This window comes from Streptomyces sp. NPDC026417 (genome assembly GCF_055567695.1).
Genome location: NZ_JBVHPY010000008.1, coordinates 177805 through 199021, shown reverse-complemented (window position 1 = coordinate 199021; position 21217 = coordinate 177805). Strand labels below are relative to the sequence as shown.

17 protein-coding genes and 2 pseudogenes are annotated in these 21217 nt (G+C 70.0%); 5 read left to right on the top strand and 14 right to left on the bottom strand.

The window, feature by feature from the left end; genetic code table 11:
* Window positions 1-158 precede the first annotated feature (158 nt).
* From ACZ4NT_RS15600 to bldG, 3 genes are all read right to left on the bottom strand, one after another.
* On the bottom strand, window positions 159-2567 hold the full coding sequence (locus ACZ4NT_RS15600) for a sodium-translocating pyrophosphatase (protein ID WP_121405246.1): 2409 nt from the start codon (window positions 2565-2567) through the stop codon (window positions 159-161).
* A gap of 362 nt (window positions 2568-2929) precedes the next feature.
* Window positions 2930-3373: an ATP-binding protein gene (locus tag ACZ4NT_RS15595; RefSeq protein WP_467725734.1), complete on the bottom strand. Its 444-nt coding sequence runs from the start codon at window positions 3371-3373 to the stop codon at window positions 2930-2932.
* Window positions 3374-3500: 127 nt separating this feature from the next.
* Window positions 3501-3842 carry an anti-sigma factor antagonist BldG gene (gene bldG, locus ACZ4NT_RS15590; RefSeq protein ID WP_467725732.1) on the bottom strand — a complete coding sequence of 114 codons (342 nt, stop codon included), beginning with the start codon at window positions 3840-3842 and terminating at the stop codon, window positions 3501-3503.
* Between the two features lie 81 nt (window positions 3843-3923).
* Between bldG and ACZ4NT_RS15585 the strand changes: the two genes are divergently transcribed.
* Window positions 3924-6563: a DEAD/DEAH box helicase gene (locus ACZ4NT_RS15585; RefSeq protein WP_467725730.1), complete on the top strand. Its 2640-nt coding sequence runs from the start codon at window positions 3924-3926 to the stop codon at window positions 6561-6563.
* 46 nt (window positions 6564-6609) lie between these two features.
* Here the strand turns inward: ACZ4NT_RS15585 and ACZ4NT_RS15580 are convergent.
* From ACZ4NT_RS15580 to ACZ4NT_RS15550, 7 genes and pseudogenes are all read right to left on the bottom strand, one after another.
* Window positions 6610-6819: pseudogene (locus tag ACZ4NT_RS15580) on the bottom strand (Rv3654c family TadE-like protein); the annotation flags it as partial.
* A gap of 110 nt (window positions 6820-6929) precedes the next feature.
* Window positions 6930-7313 (bottom strand): TadE family type IV pilus minor pilin, encoded by a 384-nt coding sequence (locus ACZ4NT_RS15575; protein WP_220784175.1) that lies wholly within the window; start codon window positions 7311-7313, stop codon window positions 6930-6932.
* Window positions 7314-7683: 370 nt separating this feature from the next.
* Window positions 7684-7917 carry a DUF4244 domain-containing protein gene (locus tag ACZ4NT_RS15570; protein WP_467725728.1) on the bottom strand — a complete coding sequence of 78 codons (234 nt, stop codon included), beginning with the start codon at window positions 7915-7917 and terminating at the stop codon, window positions 7684-7686.
* Window positions 7918-8031: 114 nt separating this feature from the next.
* Window positions 8032-8802 (bottom strand): type II secretion system F family protein, encoded by a 771-nt coding sequence (locus tag ACZ4NT_RS15565; protein WP_121405243.1) that lies wholly within the window; start codon window positions 8800-8802, stop codon window positions 8032-8034.
* The gene (locus ACZ4NT_RS15560) at window positions 8799-9647 is read right to left on the bottom strand and encodes a type II secretion system F family protein (protein ID WP_467725726.1); all 849 of its coding nucleotides are present in this window, start codon (window positions 9645-9647) and stop codon (window positions 8799-8801) included. The genes ACZ4NT_RS15565 and ACZ4NT_RS15560 overlap by 4 nt, the downstream gene beginning before the upstream one ends.
* A gap of 57 nt (window positions 9648-9704) precedes the next feature.
* Window positions 9705-10019: pseudogene (locus ACZ4NT_RS15555) on the bottom strand (TadA family conjugal transfer-associated ATPase); the annotation flags it as partial.
* 257 nt (window positions 10020-10276) lie between these two features.
* Window positions 10277-11356, bottom strand: a complete 1080-nt coding sequence (locus tag ACZ4NT_RS15550; protein ID WP_467725834.1) for a TniQ family protein — start codon at window positions 11354-11356, stop codon at window positions 10277-10279.
* A gap of 175 nt (window positions 11357-11531) precedes the next feature.
* On the opposite strand from ACZ4NT_RS15550, the gene ACZ4NT_RS15545 reads away from it, so the two are divergent.
* Window positions 11532-12398, top strand: a complete 867-nt coding sequence (locus ACZ4NT_RS15545; protein ID WP_467725724.1) for a TIGR02391 family protein — start codon at window positions 11532-11534, stop codon at window positions 12396-12398.
* Window positions 12399-12517: 119 nt separating this feature from the next.
* On the opposite strand, the gene ACZ4NT_RS15540 is transcribed toward ACZ4NT_RS15545, so the two are convergent.
* The 4 genes from ACZ4NT_RS15540 to ACZ4NT_RS15525 are packed head-to-tail and all read right to left on the bottom strand — an operon-like array spanning window position 12518 to window position 18414.
* Window positions 12518-13717, bottom strand: coding sequence for a TniB family NTP-binding protein (locus ACZ4NT_RS15540; protein WP_467725723.1), 1200 nt, complete (start codon window positions 13715-13717; stop codon window positions 12518-12520).
* 4 nt (window positions 13718-13721) lie between these two features.
* Window positions 13722-15860 (bottom strand): Mu transposase C-terminal domain-containing protein, encoded by a 2139-nt coding sequence (locus tag ACZ4NT_RS15535; protein WP_467725721.1) that lies wholly within the window; start codon window positions 15858-15860, stop codon window positions 13722-13724.
* Entirely contained in the window at window positions 15860-16627 is a 768-nt protein-coding gene (locus ACZ4NT_RS15530; RefSeq protein WP_467725719.1) for a TnsA-like heteromeric transposase endonuclease subunit, read from the bottom strand. Before ACZ4NT_RS15530 ends, ACZ4NT_RS15535 begins: the two co-directional genes overlap by 1 nt.
* The gene (locus ACZ4NT_RS15525; RefSeq protein WP_467725717.1) at window positions 16624-18414 is read right to left on the bottom strand and encodes a TniQ family protein; all 1791 of its coding nucleotides are present in this window, start codon (window positions 18412-18414) and stop codon (window positions 16624-16626) included. The genes ACZ4NT_RS15530 and ACZ4NT_RS15525 overlap by 4 nt, the downstream gene beginning before the upstream one ends.
* 70 nt (window positions 18415-18484) lie before the next feature.
* Between ACZ4NT_RS15525 and ACZ4NT_RS15520 the strand changes: the two genes are divergently transcribed.
* Genes ACZ4NT_RS15520 through ACZ4NT_RS15510 form a run of 3 tightly spaced genes read left to right on the top strand, consistent with a single transcriptional unit; the run spans window position 18485 to window position 21180 of the window.
* Window positions 18485-18730, top strand: coding sequence for a helix-turn-helix domain-containing protein (locus ACZ4NT_RS15520; RefSeq protein WP_467725715.1), 246 nt, complete (start codon window positions 18485-18487; stop codon window positions 18728-18730).
* A 7-nt stretch (window positions 18731-18737) separates the two neighbouring features.
* Entirely contained in the window at window positions 18738-20009 is a 1272-nt protein-coding gene (locus tag ACZ4NT_RS15515) for a TniQ family protein (protein WP_467725713.1), read from the top strand.
* Window positions 19984-21180 carry a TniQ family protein gene (locus ACZ4NT_RS15510; protein WP_467725711.1) on the top strand — a complete coding sequence of 399 codons (1197 nt, stop codon included), beginning with the start codon at window positions 19984-19986 and terminating at the stop codon, window positions 21178-21180. The genes ACZ4NT_RS15515 and ACZ4NT_RS15510 overlap by 26 nt, the downstream gene beginning before the upstream one ends.
* Window positions 21181-21217 lie beyond the last annotated feature (37 nt).

Genomic DNA, 21217 nt, shown 5'->3' with positions numbered 1-21217 from the left:
ATGGGGTCCGACGATGGAAAGCGCGGAGAATCACCACCCCTCCCCCGCCCCCCCCCCCCCCCCCCCCTCCGCCCCCCCCCCCCCCCCCCCCCCCCCCCCCCCCCCCCCCCCCCCCCCGCCCGTTGGCCGCGGTCCGGCCGTGTGCGGGATTCCCGTTGCTACGAAACCACCGCGGGATCGGCCGACTTGGCGGATCGCTCCGCGTTGCCCTCCTCGTCGCCCACGGCGATTCCGCGCCGCTTGGAGATGTAGACGGCACCCACGATCACGAGCAACGACAGCACCGCGATCAGCACGCGCAGACCGACGCTCTTGTCGTCGCCGTAGGAGAACTTGACGACCGCTGGTGCGATCAGCAGCGCCACCAGGTTCATCACCTTCAGCAGCGGGTTGATCGCGGGGCCCGCGGTGTCCTTGAACGGGTCGCCGACCGTGTCGCCGATCACCGTCGCCGCATGGGCCTCGCTGCCCTTGCCGCCGTGGTGGCCGTCCTCGACGAGTTTCTTCGCGTTGTCCCACGCGCCACCCGAGTTGGCGAGGAAGACCGCCATCAGCGTGCCGGTGCCGATCGCGCCCGCGAGGAAGGAGCCGAGCGCGCCGACTCCGAGCGTGAACCCGATCGCGATCGGTGTCAGTACGGCGAGCAGACCGGGGGTGGCGAGTTCGCGCAACGCGTCCTTGGTGCAGATGTCGACGACGCGCCCGTACTCCGGCTTCTCGCTGTAGTCCATGATCCCGGGGTGCTCGCGGAACTGCCGCCGCACCTCGTAGACCACGGCCCCCGCGGACCGGGACACCGCGTTGATCGCCAGCCCCGAGAAGAGGAAGACGACCGCGGCGCCCGCGATGAGGCCGACCAGGTTGTTCGGCTGCGAGATGTCCATCATCAGGTTGAGCGGCGCGCCACTGCCGGACACCTTCTCGCCCACCTCGGCCGCCGCCGTGGTGATCGCGTCGCGGTACGAGCCGAACAGGGCCGAGGCCGCGAGGACCGCGGTGGCGATGGCGATGCCCTTGGTGATGGCCTTGGTGGTGTTGCCCACCGCGTCCAGGTCGGTGAGCACCTGCGCACCCGCGCCCTCGACGTCGCCGGACATCTCGGCGATGCCCTGCGCGTTGTCGGAGACCGGACCGAAGGTGTCCATCGCCACGATCACCCCGACCGTGGTGAGCAGTCCCGTACCGGCCAGTGCCACCGCGAACAGCGCCAGCATGATCGACGTACCGCCGAGCAGGAACGCGCCGTAGACGCCGAGCCCGATCAACAGGGCCGTGTAGACGGCCGATTCGAGACCGATGGAGATGCCGGCGAGGACGACGGTGGCCGCGCCGGTGAGCGAGCTCTTGCCGATGTCCCGCACGGGCCTGCGGGTCGTCTCGGTGAAGTAGCCGGTGAGCTGCTGGATCAGCGCCGCCATCACGATGCCGATCGCGACGGCGATGATCGCGAGGATCCGCGGGTCGCCGCCCTTGGCCTGGATGGCCGAGTCGGTGACACCGTCCAGATCGGCGTACGACGACGGCAGGTAGGCGTAGACGGCCGCCGCCACCAGGACCAGCGAGATCACCGCGGAGATGAAGAAGCCGCGGTTGATGGCGCTCATCCCGCTGCGGTCCGACCGGCGTGGCGCCACCGCGAAGATGCCGATCATCGCGGTGACGACCCCGATCGCCGGAACGATCAGCGGGAACGCCAGCCCGGAGTCGCCGAACGCGGCCTTGCCGAGGATCAGCGCGGCGACCAGCGTCACCGCGTAGGACTCGAAGAGGTCGGCGGCCATGCCGGCGCAGTCGCCCACGTTGTCGCCCACGTTGTCGGCGATGGTCGCGGCATTGCGCGGGTCGTCCTCAGGAATGCCCTGCTCGACCTTGCCGACCAGGTCGGCGCCGACGTCGGCGGCCTTGGTGAAGATGCCGCCGCCGACACGCATGAACATCGCGATCAGCGCGGCACCGAGGCCGAAGCCCTCCAGGACCTTCGGCGCGTCGGCCGCGTACACCAGCACCACGCAGGAGGCACCCAGCAGACCGAGCCCCACCGTGAACATGCCGACGACGCCGCCCGTTCGGAAAGCGATCTTCATGGCTTTGTGCGAGACGGCGGTGAGATCCTTTTCGGGCTCACCCTCCGCCGGAGTCGCTTCCCGTGCCGCGGCGGCCACGCGGACATTGCTGCGTACGGCGAGCCACATGCCGATATAGCCGGTGGTCGCCGAGAACACCGCACCGATCAGGAAGAAGATCGATCGGCCGGCCCGCTGATTCCAGTCGTCCGCGGGCAACAGCATGAGCAGGAAGAACACCACGACGGCGAATACGCCGAGGGTCCTCATCTGCCGCCCGAGGTAGGCGTTGGCGCCCTCCTGGATCGCCGTGGCGATCTTCTTCATGCTGTCGGTGCCCTCGCCGGCGGCGAGGACCTGGCGCACCAGGATTCCGGCGACCACGAGTGCCGCGAGCGCGACGACCCCGATCACCATCACGATGATGCGGTTGTCGTCCGTCAGTACCGCGGCTGCGAGGGTTGTGGGGTGGTCAAACTCATGAGGGGTAGAAAGCCCCGCCATTCGTCCTCCTTGACGCTTGGGCTGAGCTCAAGATGTGGACGGATTGTAGGTACCGGAACCTGATCAAAACAGTGTGCGGCAAACGGAATTAGCCTTCACAGGCCCTTCAGCAAATGATCGCCTGTGAACACGGAACCCGAAAGTGGTAATGCCCCAAAAGCGTTGACGCTTGATCCAACAATCACCCGATTGATCGTGAATGAATTCACGAAAAGGCGGCCGTCCGTGTCCCGCACGCCACACCACCCGTGCCACGCACGCAAAAAGGGCCCTGCTGAGCAGGGCCCTTGAGGTGCTACGGGTCGGTCGCCCGCGACCCTTGATCCGGGTCGCTTGCGCCGTTCGGGGGTTCGGGGAGGGCGTTACGGGACGAGCGCGGCGGGCGGCGTGGTCGGCCAGCTCATCCTGATCAGTCCGCCGTTCTCCCCGGCGGTCACCTCGACGTCGTCGACCAGACCGCTGATGACCGCGAGGCCCATCTCGTCCTCCTCGGTCTCCGGGTCCGGCTCGTCGGAGACACCACGAGCGCCCGGCACCCGATCACCGGGAGCCGCGCGCGGCGCCTCGTCGCCGACCTCGATGGAGAACTGCTTCTCGTCCTCGATCAGCGACACCCGGACCGGCGCCGACGTCCCACTGCTCTGGTGCAGTCCGACGGCACGGGTACAGGCCTCGCCCACGGCGAGTCTGACCTCGTCGAGTACGGCCTCGTCCACTCCGGCCCTGCGCGCCACCGCTGCCGCCACCAGTCGGGCGGTCCTGACGTGCTCGGGCAGCGCGCTGAAGCGGAGTTCAACGGTGGCCATGCATCCCCCTAAGAACTACGGGCGTGCTGTCAGGGGGCCGGGCCGCCGAGGCCCGTCCCCCCTCCTTGCTTCTGCCGTCGCGGGCACGCGACTGCTGCCGTCCTGTGGCACGCGGCCCGCGGACGGGTCAGTCGGTGGCCGCCACCGCTTCGTCGACGGAGGTGTGGATGGGGAACACCTTGGTGAGGACGGTGATACGGAAGATCTTCAGAATGCGCTCCTGGTTGCAGACCAGCCGCAACGAGCCCTCATGGGCCCGCACACGCTTCAGGCCGCCGACCAGCACGCCGAGCCCGGTGGAGTCGAGGAAGTCCACGCCCTCCATGTCGACGACAAGATGGAAATTGCCGTCGTTCACCAGCTCGACCAGCTGTTCGCGCAGCTTGGGCGCGGTATATACATCGATTTCGCCACCGACCTCGACGACCGTACGATCGCCGACGGTACGGGTCGACAGGGACAGGTCCACGGATCCTCCAGCACCTTGCTAATCGAGCGGTCATCCCAAGGGACACCTCGGCGGAGCCCCCGGGACGGTTCGCCAGCCGCGATGGCATTCAATCACTTACCGGCAGGCGTGCACGACGCCTTGGCTCCATTGTCCGTCACGCCAGTGACACACTCGGTCCCGATGGCCAAGAATCACCGATCCGATGACACCCGGACGGACACCGCTTCCAGACCCTCGCCGGGCACGGTCCTGGACCGGCTCGCCTCGGGGCCGAGCCGGGCTTCGCGCATCACTCATACGGAGCACTTGCCCCCGCGTGCGGGTCGGCATGCCGTCTGGCCCGACCGGATCCGCGCCGAGGTCATCGCCGCCGTGCAGGCCGCCGGCATCGAACACCCCTGGGCCCACCAGGCACGGGCCGCCGAGCACGCCCTGGACGGCGAGTCGGTGATCGTCGCCACGGGGACCGCCTCGGGCAAGTCCCTGGCCTACCTCACGCCGGTCCTGACGGCCCTCCTGGACGGCTCCGAGGCCCCCAACGGACGCGGCGCCACCGCCCTCTACCTCGCCCCCACCAAGGCCCTGGCGGCCGACCAGTGCCGGTCGGTGAAGGAACTTTCACAACCTCTGGGCAACGCCGTGCGCGCCGCGGTCTACGACGGCGACACGCCGGTCGAGGAACGCGAATGGGTACGCCAGTACGCCAACTACGTCCTGACCAACCCCGACATGCTGCACCGCGGCATACTGCCCTCCCACCCCCGCTGGTCCTCCTTCCTCCGGTCCCTGCGCTACGTCGTGATCGACGAGTGCCACACCTACCGGGGCGTCTTCGGCTCCCACGTCGCCCAGGTACTGCGCCGCCTGCGCCGCCTCTGCGCCCGCTACGGCTCCTCCCCCGTCTTCCTGCTGGCCTCCGCGACCGCCGCGGAACCCTCCGTCGCCGCAGGCCGCCTCACCGGCCTTCCGGTGGTCGAGGTCGCCGACGACGCCTCCCCCCGCGGCGAACTGGTGTTCGCGCTCTGGGAGCCCCCGCTCACCGAACTGCACGGCGAGAAAGGCGCACCCGTTCGGCGTACCGCCACCGCCGAGACCGCGGACCTCCTCACCGACCTGACCCTCCAGGGCGTGCGCTCCGTCGCCTTCGTGCGCTCACGCCGGGGCGCCGAGCTGATCGCGGTCATCACCCAGGAGCGGCTCGCCGAAACAGACCGTTCTCTGGTCCGGCGTGTCGCGGCGTACCGCGGCGGCTATCTCCCCGAGGAACGCCGCGCCCTGGAACGCGCCCTGCACTCCGGTGAGCTCCTGGGCCTCGCCGCCACCACCGCCCTGGAACTCGGCGTCGACATCTCCGGCCTGGACGCCGTCCTCATCGCCGGCTATCCCGGCACCCGCGCCTCCCTGTGGCAGCAGGCGGGCCGCGCCGGACGCTCGGGCCAGGGGGCGCTGGCGATCCTGGTCGCCCGCGACGACCCGCTGGACACCTTCCTGGTCCACCACCCGGAGGCGCTCTTCGACCAGCCGGTCGAGTCCACCGTCCTGGACCCCGACAACCCGTACGTCCTCGCGCCCCACCTGTGCGCCGCCGCCGCCGAGATACCGCTCACGGACGAGGACCTGAAGCTCTTCGGCCCCGCGGCGGCCGACCTGCTGCCGCAGCTGGAGGCCGCGAAGCTGCTGCGCCGGCGGACGAAGGCCTGGCACTGGACCCGCCGGGAGCGGGCCGCCGACCTCACCGACATCCGCGGCGGGGGCGGCAGACCCGTCCAGGTCGTGGAGTCCGGGACGGGACGGCTCCTCGGCACGGTCGACGAGGGCGCCGCGCACACGGCCGTGCACGAGGGCGCGGTCCATCTCCATCAGGGCCGCACCTATCTGGTCCGCAAGCTCGACCTGGAGGACTCCGTCGCCCTGGTCGAGGAGGCCGCGCCGCCGTACTCGACGGTCGCCCGCGACACGACCTCCATCTCCGTTCTGGAGACCGACGTCGAAGTCCCCTGGGGCGAGGGCCGGTTGTGCTACGGCTCGGTCGAGGTCACCAACCAGGTCGTCTCCTTCCTGCGCCGCAGGCTCATCACCGGTGAAGTCCTCGGCGAGACCAAACTCGACCTCCCTCCCCGTACTCTGCGCACGCGCGCCGTCTGGTGGACGGTCACCGAGGACCAGCTGGACGCCGCCCGGGTGAACCCGGAGATCCTCGGCGGCGCCCTGCACGCGGCCGAGCACGCCTCGATCGGCATGCTGCCGCTCTTCGCCACCTGCGACCGCTGGGACATCGGCGGCGTCTCCGTACCGCTGCACCCGGACACCCTCCTGCCCACGGTCTTCGTCTACGACGGCCACCCGGGCGGAGCGGGCTTCGCGGAACGTGCGTTCCACACCGCCCGCGCCTGGCTCACCGCCACCCGCCAGGCCATCGCCTCCTGCGAGTGCGACGCCGGCTGCCCGTCCTGCATCCAGTCACCCAAGTGCGGCAACGGCAACGATCCGCTGCACAAGCGGGGCGCGGTGCGGTTGCTCACGGTGCTGCTCCGGGGGGCGCCGGAGCCGGAGGGAAGCGGTGGTCCGACGGCGGACCCGTCGACGCCGGCGGTTTCATCCGGCGCGTCGGACCCGTCGGCCTCTCCGGATCGGCCGGATCCTCGGGACCCGCAGGACCATCCGGACCCGATGGGACCTGCGACTCCGGTGAGCCTGGGCGACCCGGAGGAGCGGGGAGACCCGCAGGCCCCGCTCTAGACCGGACCTCGGCGGCGAAGAACCCCCTTCCCGACGCCGCCGCGACATCCGAGACCTCGCCGGCGAGCGTGCACCGTACGAGGCGGGCGCCCTGCGTCCGTGCCACCCGCTCGGCGTCGGCGCAGGCCGACAGGGCACCGCTCGCCCAGTGGTCCGCCGCGGCCAGTGCCGCGAGGTCGGCTGCGGCCGCCGCTCGGTGCCGGGTCACGACGACCTGCCCCATGGCCAGCACCGCGCCGAAAACGACACACAGCACGGCAATGGCACCGACCACCCAGACGGAGGAGGAGCCCTGGTCGGAGGCGGAGCCCTGGTCGGACGCGACAGGGGCCGGGCCCGTGCGCTCACCACGCGGGCTCACCCACCTCACCCCGTCACCCCCACCGTCTCCTCCGCCAACGCCACTGCCTCGTGGCGCAGTTCGAGGGTCAGGCCGTCCGGGCCGGGCGGGTGGCCCGTGACCGTCACCCGCACCAGGTCGCCGTCACGGCTCACCGTCACGCTCGCCCCGCTCGGTGCCGCCCGGCGTGCCACCGCCAGCACCGCGTCGGGCGGGTCCTGGCGGGCCGCCGCACGAGCCCCCGCCCTCGCCGCGTCCACGCACTGCACTTGCGCCGCCGCGGCGAGCAGGGCCCAGACCAGGGCCATCGCGAAGAGCACGAGGGCGGGCAGGACGACCGCGGTCTCCGCCGTCACGAACCCCCGGTCGCGCCACCGGGACGGACGGCCACCCGAGCCGATCGCCGACACCGGCTGCCCCCTCCCACCCGGCCGTGGCAGGCCTGCCCGACGGGTCTCCGGCCGTGGGCAACCGACCGCCACGTCGGCCGCCGACCGCCCTCCCCCCGTCCGGACCCGCTCGGACCATCCGCGGCCGGCCACACGGGCGACCGACTGCTCCAAACCCGCCCCGACCCACTCAAGAGACCCGCCGTCGCATACCCACCGGAACGGCGGCCTTCGCCCCGCCCCGATCCACTCAGACCATCCCCCGTGGCCCACATGCCGGACCGGCTGCTTCCGACCCGCCCCGCCCCTCTCCGGCCCCGCGTGCCCGGCATCGCCTCGGGCCGGCCGAGCCCCGCCCGCCCCGGGCCCGTGGGGCCGCGCCCGGGGCGCTTCACATGCGGACATCGAGCGCACGTCCCACGATGTCCTGCAGCTCCCCGCTGACCTGCCCGCTCGTCAGCACCTTGTAGAGCACCGCGGCGAACGCCACCGCCGCGATGATCCCCATCGCGTACTCGGAGGTGACCATGCCCGCGTCCCTCCGTGCCGCACGCGCCCTGACGCCGCACGCCGCCCGCGCCCTGCCCGCCAGGACACGCATACCTGCCCGTACCGTCTTGCTCATCTCAACCCCCGTGAAGTCATGTCTCGTTGCTCGGTCGATCCCGAATCACCGCCGTGCCGCGCGGGCCCTCACCCGGCGTGCCCGCTCCGCGTGTGCACCACTGCTGTCCACCGCCTATCCACCACCTCCCAAGGCCCCTTCCGCGAGACCGATCACCACGGGCAGCACACCGACCGCGATGAACGCGGGCAGAAAGCACATCCCGACCGGCGCGGTCACCATGACCCCCGCCCGCCGGGCGCGGGCCTGGGCGGCGCGGCCCCACTCGGCGCGCGCCTCCGCGGCGACCCGGGCGACGGGGCCGGCCGCCGGTACACCCGACTCCCCTGACCGCTCCAGCAGCCGCGCCAGAGACGCGGCGCCCGGCACGGCCGCCAACTCCCGCCACGCGTCAACGGGTTCACCGCCCAGGCGGACCTCGGCGGCGCCCCGGGCCAAACGTTCACCGACCGGCCCGCGCAACGCCTCCCCCACGGCCCGAGCCGCCGCGACAGGCCCGGCTCCGGCCGCGATGCACGCGGCCAGGAGGTCGGCCGCAAGCGGTAGCTGGCGGGCGGCGAGACGCGCGTCGTACCCCTGGGTCGACTCGGCCGGCTGTCTCCGCCGCCACCGCCACACCCCGAACCCGGCGGCGAGCCCGACCACAAGCCCGGCGGGACCTCCGACCAGCACCCAGCCGGCACACACCGCACCGGTCACCGGCAGCCACCACCGCACCGCTTCCCGCACATCGACGCGCCGCCGCCCGGTCGCCGCTTCCAGAAGCAGCGCCGCCGCCACCCTCCGTCCGGCCCTGCGCTCCCGCTCGGCCGCCCTGACCAGCCACCACAGAGCGGCTGCCGCGCACAGGAGCGCCCCCAACCTGTGGACAACTTCCGCGTTCATACCGCCTCCGCTCCCCGTACGATCCGCAGCGCCCACCACAGGCCCACGCTCTCCAGCACCGCGCCGACCAGGAGACAGCCCAGCCCGGGCCCGGTGTGCAGCACGACATGCAGGGGATCCGCGCCCAGAGCCGTGCCCAGCAGGAGCCCCAGCACCGGCAGCCCCGCGAGCATCACCGCAGTGGACCGGGCACCGGCCAACTGGGCGCGAAGGTCGGCGCGTTGATCACGCTCCGCCCGCAGCGCCCCCTCCAGGCGGTCGAGACCGGACGCCAGGCCCGCACCCCGGTCCACGGCCACCCGCCAGCACGCGGCGAGCCCCGACAACCCCTCGCCGCCCGGCTCGCGTGCCGCGGCGGAGAGAGTTCCGGGCACGTCACCGCCGAAGCGCGCCGCCGCCTGTACCGCCGCCTGCGCCTCACCGAGGCCGCCCGAGTCGGCCGCGGCACGCAACAACGCCTCCCCCGGCTGGCGCCCGGCCCGCACCTCACCCGCGAGTGCCCCGCACAGGGCGATGACCGCATCGCACCGCCGTTCCCGCTCCCGCCGCGCCTCCCGGGCCCGGCGCACACGGCGCAACAGAGGCACTCCTGCCGCGCCGGCCAGCAAGGGCAACGGGGACGCCCCCAGCAGCGCGATCACCAGCCCACCGGCCAAGGACCACCACTCGGCGGTCAGCCGTCCGCGCAGCCGCTGCGCCCCCACCAGCGCCCTCTCCCGCCACGGAACGACCATTGCGGGCCCGCTTCCCGAGCACAGCAGCCGCGCCCGCCTGGCCCGCGAGTCACGCTCGCCGATCAGCCAGGCCGCGACCCCGGCGCACACGATGGCCACTCCGGTCGACATCTCACCGATCCCCGTCGCCATCCCAGCCCCCGTCCCCGTCTCGCCGCCGCTCCACCGTCACCACGACCCGCTCCCCTCGGTCCCGGACCGGAGCAACCCCCGCAGCCGCTCCCATCCCCGCTCGTACGCGAACGCCTCCGCACCCCACCGCAGCGCGGGCACGGTCACCACCCACCCCGACGGATCCCGCTCCAGCACGTGCACCTCGGCGATCCGGCGCCGCCCGGCCCGGTCGCGCACCAGATGCAGGACCACCGCGAGGGCGGCCGCCAACTGGCTGTGCAGAGCTGCCCGGTCGAGCCCCGCTGCCGTCCCCAGCGCCTCCAGCCGGGCCGGCACCTGGGCCGCGGCGTTCGCATGCACCGTGCCGCAGCTGTCGGATGGCGGGAAAGATTTCAGTTGGCACGTCGCTGACCAGGGCACTGAAATCTTCCGCGAGGTGACCTAGGTCACATTTGTCGCACGAAAGATTTCAGTGTCCGATCCACGCGCAGGCCAAGCCCGGGAAGATCGTCACCCACCGTGAACAGAGCAGCTCATCGGGGAGCGGCGGCTCTGAAGCGTCGACGTCACATAGCGCGTTCGACGGGGTAGGGCATCAGCCTGATCGTCGGCGCAACAGTCGGCGCCTACCTCAGAGCCCGGCCGTTGTGCCCCTTCACGGAGGGGGCAGCGACCCGCACCGAGTCGACGATTCGAGCGAGGAGTCGCGTCGTGTCCTGCGGCGGCTTTTTACGCCATGCCTCATTCAGTGGCAACGCTCGAACCGGGAGTGGGCGGGCTGCAAAGTCGACGATCGCCCGGGCGGCAGACCACGGATCGCCGCTGAACAGGATTTGGGCAGCGATTCGCAGTGCCGCTGTTTGAGCCATCGGTTTTGGCCCTGCAATCCTGGTGGCGTAGGCTCCCTGGTTAGACCGCGTACAGAAATCGACGAAGCCGTCAGCGACAACCGGGTCGGCACCCTCAATATTTTCCGGTCTGGCTACGTGGAAGGCAAAGTCCGCCATTGCCGTCAGGTCGGCAAAGACACCTCGCAGCCGAACAGCCTCCGGTCGTGCCGACGCGAGGCGCTCTTCGAGGAATTTTTGCAGGTCAGCGAGCACTTCGTCGTGCAGATCAGGAGCCTTCCACTTTTTGTACGCGGTGCCGCATCGCCAAAGCAGGACATCTGTCATGCGGTGCTTTTCGGAGCCGTGGCAGCTTCCTTGGTCGAGGTTGACGTGCGCCCCGGGCAGTGGAGTGTGGCATTCGGGGCATGCGGCCAGCAGATAGCATCGATGCCGCAAGCACGCGAACATCCATGGCGTACACCATTCCAGGGGCCAGCGTCCATCGTTTTCTTCGATGCAAGAAGGGCAGAACTTCAATTCGCGCGGGTCGATCCAGCTCGCTTTCATAACCCGGAACAGGTTCCGTGGGGCGGATTTGACCAGATCAAGTTTTACGGCGGTCCCCAGGAAGCGCATCCAGGTCATCGCCTGCAGTTCGTCACCTGATAGTCCGGTTGCCTGTTCGACGCGAAGAACGACCTCGTCGCCCAGTCCGTACACGAGCGACGTCGGCCCCGAGTCGGCGATGCGCGCCGCGTTGTCGCCCGGCCGCAGGAGCCCGCACGCCGTGGCCATCGACGTGCGGGAGACCTCGTAGACCGCGCTCATGTGTCCCAGCCAGCTGAGGAGCGACTCCCTCGGAAGCGGCAGAGGCACAGCCGGCAGACGTCGGATGCAGCGGGCAGCGGAAGGGTCGGGCACACGTCACGATACGACGGCACGCTTCTGCCCATCGGTGGAAACCGCCACCGCCCATTTGGGAGGAGGCCGTTGTGCGGTGCTCTCCTAGGCTCTCGGTGCAGGGCAGACACGATCAGAGGAGGGGGAGCACATGGCGACGTACGGCGCTGAATACCTGAAGCGGCTGCTCGCTGCTGTGGAGAGGTTCGAGCGGACCTTCGAACGCTGGATGGAGACTCAGATCGAGTCGGATCTTCGTTCGTCTCGGGGCTTGTTTCCTACGGTCCATGTGAAGGACGGGCTGGATCAGGGGACGGTGCGGGAGCTTGAGCTCGACGTGGCGGAGACCGCGGGTGCTGCTGCGCGGGCTGTCGCCGTCACCGGGGCTCGTATCGGTGTCGCTGGACTCGGCCCGGTTGATCCGATCGCGAACTGGTCGCTCATGTCGGCTCCGAAGGCACTCTTCTCGCCGCAGGATGTCCGCAATACAGCGGCGACGGTCCGGGGCCGACTGGGCATGATGATCGACGAGGCGGAGACGGCCGCGGAGACGGCTGTGCCAGGGTTCGCTCCGTCTGAGCTGCATCCGGTCATCTGGACTGCGGCGGCGGCGCATTGGACGACCCATCAGTACCGGGTCGCGGTTCGTGAGGCGTCGGAGGCGCTGACCGTGCATTGGAAGACGCGCCTGGGCCGCCATGACGTGGACGACACCCCGTTCTGGCAGCAGACTCTCTCGCCGGGTGATCCTGAGCTTGGCAGGCCCAAGCTCGCGTGGCCGGGCGATCCCGCGGACAAGACGACCAAGAGCATGCGTGGCGGTCTGGAGCCGCTGGGCAAGGCGTTGAACAGCTTGGCGACCGGGCTGAATCTGACGGTCAGGAACGTCACGACGCATACCCGTGACGAGCTGAGCGAGCAGGAGGGCATGGAACGTCTGGCCGCCTACAGCTACTTCGCTCGTCTCCTCGACAAGTGCGAAGTCCGCCGCGTCGACGAACCCCCGCAGAGCACCTGAGCTGCCTCACGCCACCGGCCAGACTCCCCGACGGATGACGCCAACTGGTACGCGGGACTTGGCACGTTCGGGTCGGCGGCGTCTGCTCTCCTGCTCGTCACGATGTGGCGCGGGGTGTTCTAGCCGGCTGCGGCCTGGCCGTCTTCGTCCTCGAGGTTGTGGGCTTGGTCCGGTGAGGGGGGCAGAGGCTCTTCGTGCCACATCGCGTCGTACGTGCTCTGCGCGTGCTCGTTGATCACGATGGTGTCGAGGAGGGCGCGGTCGATCCGCTCCGTGCCGGTGAGAACTGCGTCGGCGGCCGCTTCGCGGATGAGTTCTGCCAGGGAGCTGATGTTGCCTCCGGTGCGGCGGTACAGGTACTTCCACTCACCGACGAGGGTGCCGTGCTGGTGTTTGTACAGGACGAGGGCTTCTTCCATCGCGGTGATGACGGAGACCCAGTCCTCTTTCTCTGTCCTGGTCCGGATCCCGTAGGGGGTCATGTGGAGCAGGATGTTGCGGCCGGCGGTCTGGGTGGCGCGGCGCCCGCCGGTGCCTTCGAGGAAGAGGCCGGAGTGCTTGAGGTCGACGCCGGTGTAGATGAAGGTGGCCGCGGTGTGGTTCGCGATGTGCTTGAGGTGGTCGTTGACGACCTTGCCCTCCTTGAGGGAGAGGTCCATGAAGTGGGCGTCGTCGATGATCACGAGTTCGACGCCGACGCGGCGCATGTTCTCCAGGACGAGTCGGGTGATATCGCTCTTGGTGGCACCGGAGCGGTAGTGCTGGCCGAGGTACTCGGCGAGCGCGATGGACAGGTCCTTGGGCGTGGCCTGGGAGGGGATGTTGACGTAGACGACGGGCGTGTAGTCGATCACCCGCCCGTCGACGATGTACTTCTTGTCGTAGCGGTCGGGATGGTTCAGCCGCAGTTCGTGCTCGAAGTCGTAGGCGAACGTCTTGACCAGGGTGGATTTGCCGAGGGTGGCGGGGCCGTCGAGGACGATGCCGCGTCGGGCGCCGGCCGGCTGGAAGCTGTTGGTCATCATCCGGCGGCGGATCTGGTGGTGGATGGACTTCATCTGGCTGGTGCGGACGATGACCAGGGCGCTGTGGTGGGCCACCCGGGCCGCATTGTGGCGGCGTTGTTCCTCGGTGCTGAGCTGTTCATAGACCTCCAGCGGCAGCAGGACCGGCTTCGGCGGGAGAACGTAGTCGAGGTATTCGCGCCATTCCTCCTTGGTCCGGGGTTCGGACAGGCCGGGGTGCTTGAAGTCGCCTGGTCCGTAGGCTTCTTCGGGCTGCTCGTCAGGCTGCTCGTCGGACGGGTCGGGGGTAGTCACGGGGTCAGCCCTCCTGGCTGGTGCGGGGAGTCCAGACCTCTGCGGGCTGGACGGAGTGCGGGTTGAAGTCGTCGTCCTCGCCGGACAGGTCGGGAACGGCGTGCAGGGCGGGAACGGTCGGCTTCGCGGGCGGCGGAACGGGGCGCGGGGGTGGCGCGGGGACGGCCGGGGCGGAGCGTGCTTCGTCCTGGGCCTGGGCGTCGGCGCGGTGCCGGTCACGGGTGTGGCGCTTGCGGTCGGTCTTGGTCCACGTCTCGGGAGCGTCAATTCGGTTTTGCAGGTCCCGCAGGGCTTCGGCGATCTGCTCCTGATACTCCTTGTCCTTCGGGTCGCCGCCGCGCAGTTCGACCAGGCGTTTGGCCTCCCGCAGGGTGATATCGGTGAAGGGCTGCAGGTCGCTGAGGGCCTTGGTCCATCCCAGCGTGTGCCAGGTGTTGTCGCGGGGGTTGTGGAAGTAGGCGTGCAGCAGGTTGCGCGGGTCGTAGCGGATGGGCCAGAGCCCGTTGTCGTAGGGCGACTTGGCCCGGCGGAACTGGTACAGGACCGGGGCGTCGTAGACCAGGTAGTTGAGTTCGACGCCGTAGGGGTTGATGGCGCGGCCGTTGTCGGCGATGGGCAGCAGTTCGTAGTAGAGGTTGGGGTCTCTGGGGCAGTCGACGTAGCCGGCCGAGCCGAGCGCCATGGCGTACGCCTCGTTGGGTGAGACGTGCAGGTCGGGGAAACCGTGCAGGTGCAGCCCTCGGTGGTGCTGGTTCTGGTAGACCGCGATGACGTATTCGGCGAAGAACTCGCCGATCTCGTCCAGGGTCCAGCGGGCCTGCTGCTCGACGTGCTTGCCGCGGTGGGCGACGTTGAAGCCCTTGTATCCGGCAACGTGCATGGAGAACTTTTCCCGGATCGTCAAGAACAGGCGTTCCACCTGGGGTTTGTCGGTGGCTTTGAGTTTGCGGGCGTCCTGCAGGTCGATCTTCCATTTGCGGCAGGCTCGCTTGACTACATCGGATTTGTACGGTTTGCCGTGGTCGTAGAGCAGGGTTTCGGGGTAGACGACCGGCCGGGCGGCGGCTTCGGCGAGGCGTTCGTCGACGCTGAGGTGGCGCTCGTAGGGGATGCGCAGCATCTGGTAGCGCAGGGCCTCGGCCCACTTCGGGCGCATGGGCTCGGGCGTCATGATGTCGGCGAGCAGCAGGCCGATGTCGATGGCCTTGGTGCCCAGCGGGGTGAGCCGCCAGGCGAGGATGGAGCGGGTGGCGACGTCGATGGCGACGGTGAGTTCGATGTTGTAGGTGTCGTTCGTCGCCGGATCGTAGGCCAGGACATCGAGCGGGGTGGTGTCGAGCATGACGACTTGGCCGGGCCGGTGGGCGATGACGTGGCCGAAGGTTCGGTCGGGCTGGCCTGCGTCCGAGATCCGCTGGTAGGCGGGGTCGGAGGGGCTGCGGTGCAGCAGGAGTTTGACCACACGGCGGAACGTGTCCGGTTTGGGCAGCGGGACGGCGCCGGCGCCGTGGTCTGCGTCCAGCCGGTTCTGGCAGCGGCGCTGGAAGCGGGTGGAGACGCTGGAGGAGCTGTCGAGGCGCTCGACACCGGCCTGTTCACGGATCGCGGTGATCACCCGTTCGTCGATGTTGCGCAGCGGGTTCTTCAGCCGGGCTTTGCGGCCGTCGACCAGCCCCCACAGGCCCTTCTCCTCCCACGCCTCGAGCAGCTGCCAGATACGGCGCTCGGTCAGGCCCAACTCGCCGGCCTTGGTCACGACGCGCTCGGTCAGAGGGAGGCCAGGGTCGTATTGCGGGCGGGGCTCACCGGGTGCCGCGTCGAACTCTGAACCCGAGCGGTAGCCAGTGGTGGCCTCCTGCAGCTGGGCTTCGAGCTCCAGGGCGTCGTCACGGGCCTGCTTGTCCTTCAGGGTCGCCAGCACACCGCCGGGGTCCAGGCCTGCGGCGGCGTTGTCGACGGTCTCGGGCGGGGCGGCGAGGGCGCGGAAGGAGGGATCGGTCAGCAGGACGCTGAGCATGATCGTCTGGTGGTGTCCGGAGATCGAGCGCAGCCGCACGAGTGCACCGGTCAGGCCGGTGACCTGATGCTGTTCTTCCTCGAACTCGATCCAGTCTTCGGCTGCGATGCGGTAGCGCTGGTCCATCAAGTGTGCTCCGGGTCGGGTGCGGCCCACACGATGGTGTGGTCGCGCAGCGGGCGGGTGACGTTGAACAGCAGACGGTGGTGCCACATGAGGTGGTAGGTGACGGCCCGCTCGATGTCCGGCTCGGGCCACAGCGACAGCAGTTCGGCGATGGTGAGGGGCTGCTGGGCGCGGAAGAGCAGGACGGGAGCGACGGGGGCTGCGGCGTTCAGGGGTCTGCGGTAGCCGGCAAGCCATTCGACGGTGGCCCACAGTTGTGGATCCGGCTCGCCCACCATCTGGTAGTCCCAGCCGAGCTGCCGGCAGGCGGCCTGAGTCCGGGCGGCTTGGAGGCGCACTCTGGGCTTGTCGATCTGTTCGGGGTTCTTGACGTCCAGCAGCAGGACAGAGCCGTCGGTGCGGCGGACGAACAGGTCGGGGTAGTGGCTCCACGTCGTGTCGCCGTCGACCCCTTCGAAGATGAACGGCTGGGCCGAGAAGCAGGCGACCTGCGCGTCGAAGTCGAGGAGTTTCATCCAGCGGGCTTCCAGATAGCTCTCGTAGTCCAGCACGGTGTCGCTGCTAGCCGCCCAGTAGGAGCCCGGAGTGTGCTGCTGGCCTGCGTAGGTAGGGAAGTCCCGGGCGGGCAGGCAGGTCTCGAAGCGCACCTCGTGGGCCTGGTCGGCGGGCATCAGCCGCTCAGTGCCGCTGGCGTCGTAGAAGTGCAGGTAGAGCTGATGAGAGGCCTGCCGTAGGGGCCGCAGGGTCTGTGATCTTTTCGGGGTCATGCCCCTCCTGTCGCATCGGGCACGTCGTGCTGAAGGAGGCCGTGTCCGAAGGAAGTCAGGCAGGCGGTGACGGGGGCGGGGATCCAGGCGGCAAAGCGGCGCCACCCCTCCCGCACCGACTCGGTACTCGCCTGCGGCCACAGCTCGGCGACGTAGGCGGGTGCTTCGCGTACGTCGCCGCCGGTGAAGTGCTGCCACACCCAGGCCGCGGCGTGACGCCGCCGCTGAAGGGTGACGTCGTGCTCCAGCGGCCGGCACACCGGATACAGGACGGCGTGCGGCACCGCGGTCAGCGCAGCCAGCATCTCCCGCCGGGCGGCAAAGTCGATCCAGCCCCGCTCCTCCAGGCGTGCGCCGAGCCGTTCGATGTCCGCCCAGAAAGCCCGCGGGTCACTGATGCGCTGGACGAGGGTGTTGGTGACGCGGGCTGCCCGCTGGGGGCTCATGTCCAAGTCGGCGGCGGCCCGCTGCCAGCTCGCCGCGCCCCCGAGCCGCACCAACGCAACAGCGGCCAGGCGTCGGCCGCTGACCGGAGCGGTGCCCGGCAGGTGAGGGGCGATCAGGTCGGTGTAGTCACCGGCGTCGACCAGATGTGGCACATGCCGGGCGGTGATCCGCACCCGGGATGCGGGGCGCACGGCCAGGGCGCCGGCGACCCGCGAGGAAGGCGACCGGGCCGCCCTAACCAGCGCGTCCAGGCACGCTGGAGGGGACAGAGGCCGCAGCGGGTCACTCTTGCCGGGGTCGCGGCGCTGGCTCGCGGCGCGCCGTGTCCAGTCGGCCAGCACCTGACCGGCGGCATTGCGGTCACGGGCGAACAGCACGGTGGCACTCAGGGCGAGCACACTCGCGGCGTGAGCCGCGCTGGCTGGGCTGGCCCCCAGCTGGGTCCCCGCACCTCCCCGCCGTGCCTGCTCGCGCACCCACAGGTCGGCCAAGAAGGCCTCCGCCAGGCCCTCGGCTTCGGATAAAGCAGTGCAAGAAGAGAGGTCGTCGGCGGAGGCGACCAGACGGATCACCGCCGTCGTGAACCGCAGCGCGGCGAAGAACTCGGCCGGTTCCACCGTTTCACCGGCGACCTGAGCCTTACCGCCGTCGGCGACGGCTAGCACGCGTTGCTGCAGGTCCGCGAGCGCGGCGGGCATCGGCGCCGCGGGCAAGTCCTGGAGCCGCTGCTCGCACAGTCCGGCCTTACGCTGCCGTTGCGCCGGGCGCCGGTTGCAGCACCGCACCAGGTCGATCACCGTCTGGCGAGTGATCAGGCCCCGGGGGTGGCCGTTGTGGCTGCGGCCCACCCTCGCCCCGCAGCGGCGGCACTTATCCACTAACAGCAGCCGGTGCACCGGGCAGACTGCGGCGATGCCCAGACGCCACCACAACGGCCACACCGGCCGCTCGGCCAGGCACTTCGGGCACGCGCGGCTGGAGGTGAACAGCGCCCACTCACGGCGCACCACCGGCGCCAGTGAGGCGTCCACCGCCGGATTCCACCCGGCGAAGTCCAGCACCGTCCCGCGGTAGCGGGTCAGCTGCATCGCCTGCAGGACGCGCGCGTCCAGCCCCGTGGCCGCCTCGACCCCGGCAAGGCTACGGCGCGTCAGCGCAATGCCGAACAACGGCGGCCATACCCCCGAACCCGGCCGGCACTCCAGCCCGATGGCCTGCGCGGCACGCCCCGGAGAGAGCTCCCAGTCCACCGATGCTCTCGCCAGCCAGGACGCGAACGACTCACCGGCCTGCGGTACCAGCACCGCGGGCAGCCGCCGCGGCCGTCCGCCCTCCCGCACGCACCCCTCCACACACCCACCGCTTGTAGGAGATCTCCTACAAACCTGGGACCGTACTACGGTTTCCTCTGTGGCGAACAGCGATTCCGGCCGTATCCCGGCCCAGCGGCTGGCCTTCGCGACCCGGCTGCGGGCCCTGCGCCGGCGCGCGGGACTGACCCAGACCGCGGCGGCCAAGGCCGCGGGCATGGACCGCTCCTTCTACGCGGAGATCGAGGCCGCCGTCCACAGCGTGTCCGTCGACCGGATCCCGGCCCTCGCCCAGGCCCTGGGCGTCCAGCCGTACGAGCTGTTCCAGGACCGCGACGAGGAGTAGCACTCACGTGTCCACACAGGTCAGTTACCGGAGCATTCCCGTCGGGCTGCCCAGGCGGCTGCCGGTGGTCCCCCTGCCCTTGGCCGGGGAGTCCTTCTTCAGCTGGGTCGACCACCTCGCCCACACCTACGAGGTCCACCGCGGCTCGATGATGCATGCGCTGGGCCTGGTACAGACCGCGCCGCAATGGGCCGCGCGGGATCTGATCCGCTACACGATGCAGCTGCCTACGCAAGCATCCCGGGTCGTGGGAACGGCGACGGGCCTGACGGCCCCGGAACTCGCCGTGATGACACTCGAAGACATCGGGCCCCCCTACACCGGCATCTCAGCGTCCCGGATGCCGAAGGAAACCTGGGCGTTCTGCCCGAAGTGCCTGACCCCCGAGGGCCGCTGGCCACTGTGGTGGTACGAGCCGTGGGCTGTGGCCTGCCCGGTGCACCTGTGCTACCTGGTCTCCTTCTGCCCCCACTGCGACACCCCGTTCACGCCGGAAAGGACCAGCTCACGGTGGGGCTCCCCACGACGGTGCAGAGGCTTTCGCGACCCCTACCTCCGCCTCCTCCCGCCAGGAACGCGGCGCGAGCACTGCGGCATCACCCTCTCGGAGATCGACACCACGCCGGTCAGCGATCCCTTCGTACTCGAAGCTGTGAAGCACCTGCGGCACGGGCTCACCTCCCGCGCCCGGCCCCGCTCGTGGCTGCGCACCTACCACGTACTGAACGCGCTCTTCGATCACCCCGTCTTCGAAGTCCGCTCCTTCGACAGTCCCGATCCCGTCCTGCAGCGCCGCTACTCACCCCAGCGCGCCACGGCCCCGGGCTATGTGGTCGACTCCAGCGGGTTCCTGGAACCGGGCCGCACGCTCTCCGACGGCACCCACTTGTCCTACCGTGACCCGATCACCAGGGCCTGCAGGCTCAGCGTGCTCGGGAGGATCCTGGGCTCCCGCGACATGAGCGCCACCACCCGAGAGCTGCTGGAGATACGACGCCGCGTCAGGATGCGCCGCTACCTGACGGGTTACCGGTCCCCCGATCCGAGAGCTGCCAGTGTCCGGCTGCACCGCTTCCTCGACGATGTCTTCGGCCCCGGCGAGTTCGCCACGCTCAAGCGGTCCCGCCGGACACTGACACCCGAGCACCATCCCGGCCCCTCCAGCAACAACTTCATATCGCGAAGGCCCTTCCCCTCCCGGCGACCGCTGCGCCTGCCGCCGTCCCCAATCGACCAGACCGAACAGGACCCCCATGCCGCAGCCGCACCCGACAGGTGAGGACAGCCCGCAGCCGACACGAACGACGCCCCGCAGGCTGCCCGTCGTCCCGCTTCCGCAGCCCTGCGAATCGCTGTTCAGCTGGGTCGATCACCTGGCCACCGCATACGAGACGGACCGCACCCAGACCATGAATCGGCTCGGGCTGGAGCCCTCGACCGCGCACGCGGCCCGGCTCGCCCGCCATACCGCCGAACTCCCGCTCGCCTCCGCCCTCCCGCTGCTCGCCGCAACCGGCCTCGACCCCCAGCAGCTGCGTGCCATGACTCTCTTCGGCATCGTCAAACGCAGCGAGGGCAGGGTGCCGCGCCATCCCGACTTCCGCTGGGCCCCGGAAGAGACCTGGGCATTCTGCCCCCAGTGCCTGAAACCTCCCGCGCGATGGCCCCTGTGGTGGTACCACTCCTGGGCGGTGATGTGCCCCACACATGACTGCTACACCGCGTCCTACTGCCCGGACTGCGGCTCACCGTTCTCCCCCTCACTCCTGCGCGGTGACACCCCCGGGCAATGCCCCGGATTCCTGCGGCGCGACGACGACACTCTCGCGCCGCCCGGCCAGCGCCGCACCAAACGCAAACGCTGTGGCCGGCCCCTGTGGGAGATCGAGACACCGCCCGTCACCGAGCCCGCCGTGCGCTCCGTCCATCAACGCCTGGTCCGACTCGACGCCGAGGACACAGCCGCTCACAACGGCCTTGAACAGTGGTACGACGACCTGCGGACCTTGAGGATCCTCCTCAGAGAACCTCACGCGCTGCGTGTCCAGGCCTTCACCAGCACCGACCCCGCCCTCCGGCAGCGCTTCGACGGCGACGAAGTCTCCACGAGCTGGGACCACTTTGACGACACCGACCGCAACGTCGGCTGGCAGCGCTCCGACTCCGGCTTCCTCTACCCCTGGCGCCGCACATCACCGAGCAGCTCCAGGCAGCAACGCGACCCGGTCACCGCGGCCGCCAAGCTCACCCTCATCAGCGACGTCCTCGACAGCCCGGACCCTGCCGATGCCGCCCGACGCCTCTTCCGCGCCCCTCACCCAGCGACACTCCGCGATTTCAACCACAGCCTGCCCCCGTACATGCACCGGGCCAGCCCACACCTGCACGAACTGCTCAGCCAGGCCCTCGACGAGCAGGCTTTCGCCGAACTCTCCGCGACCGGCACTTGAGCATTCCCGCAAGCGCAACAGCGAGCGGGGACCAGCC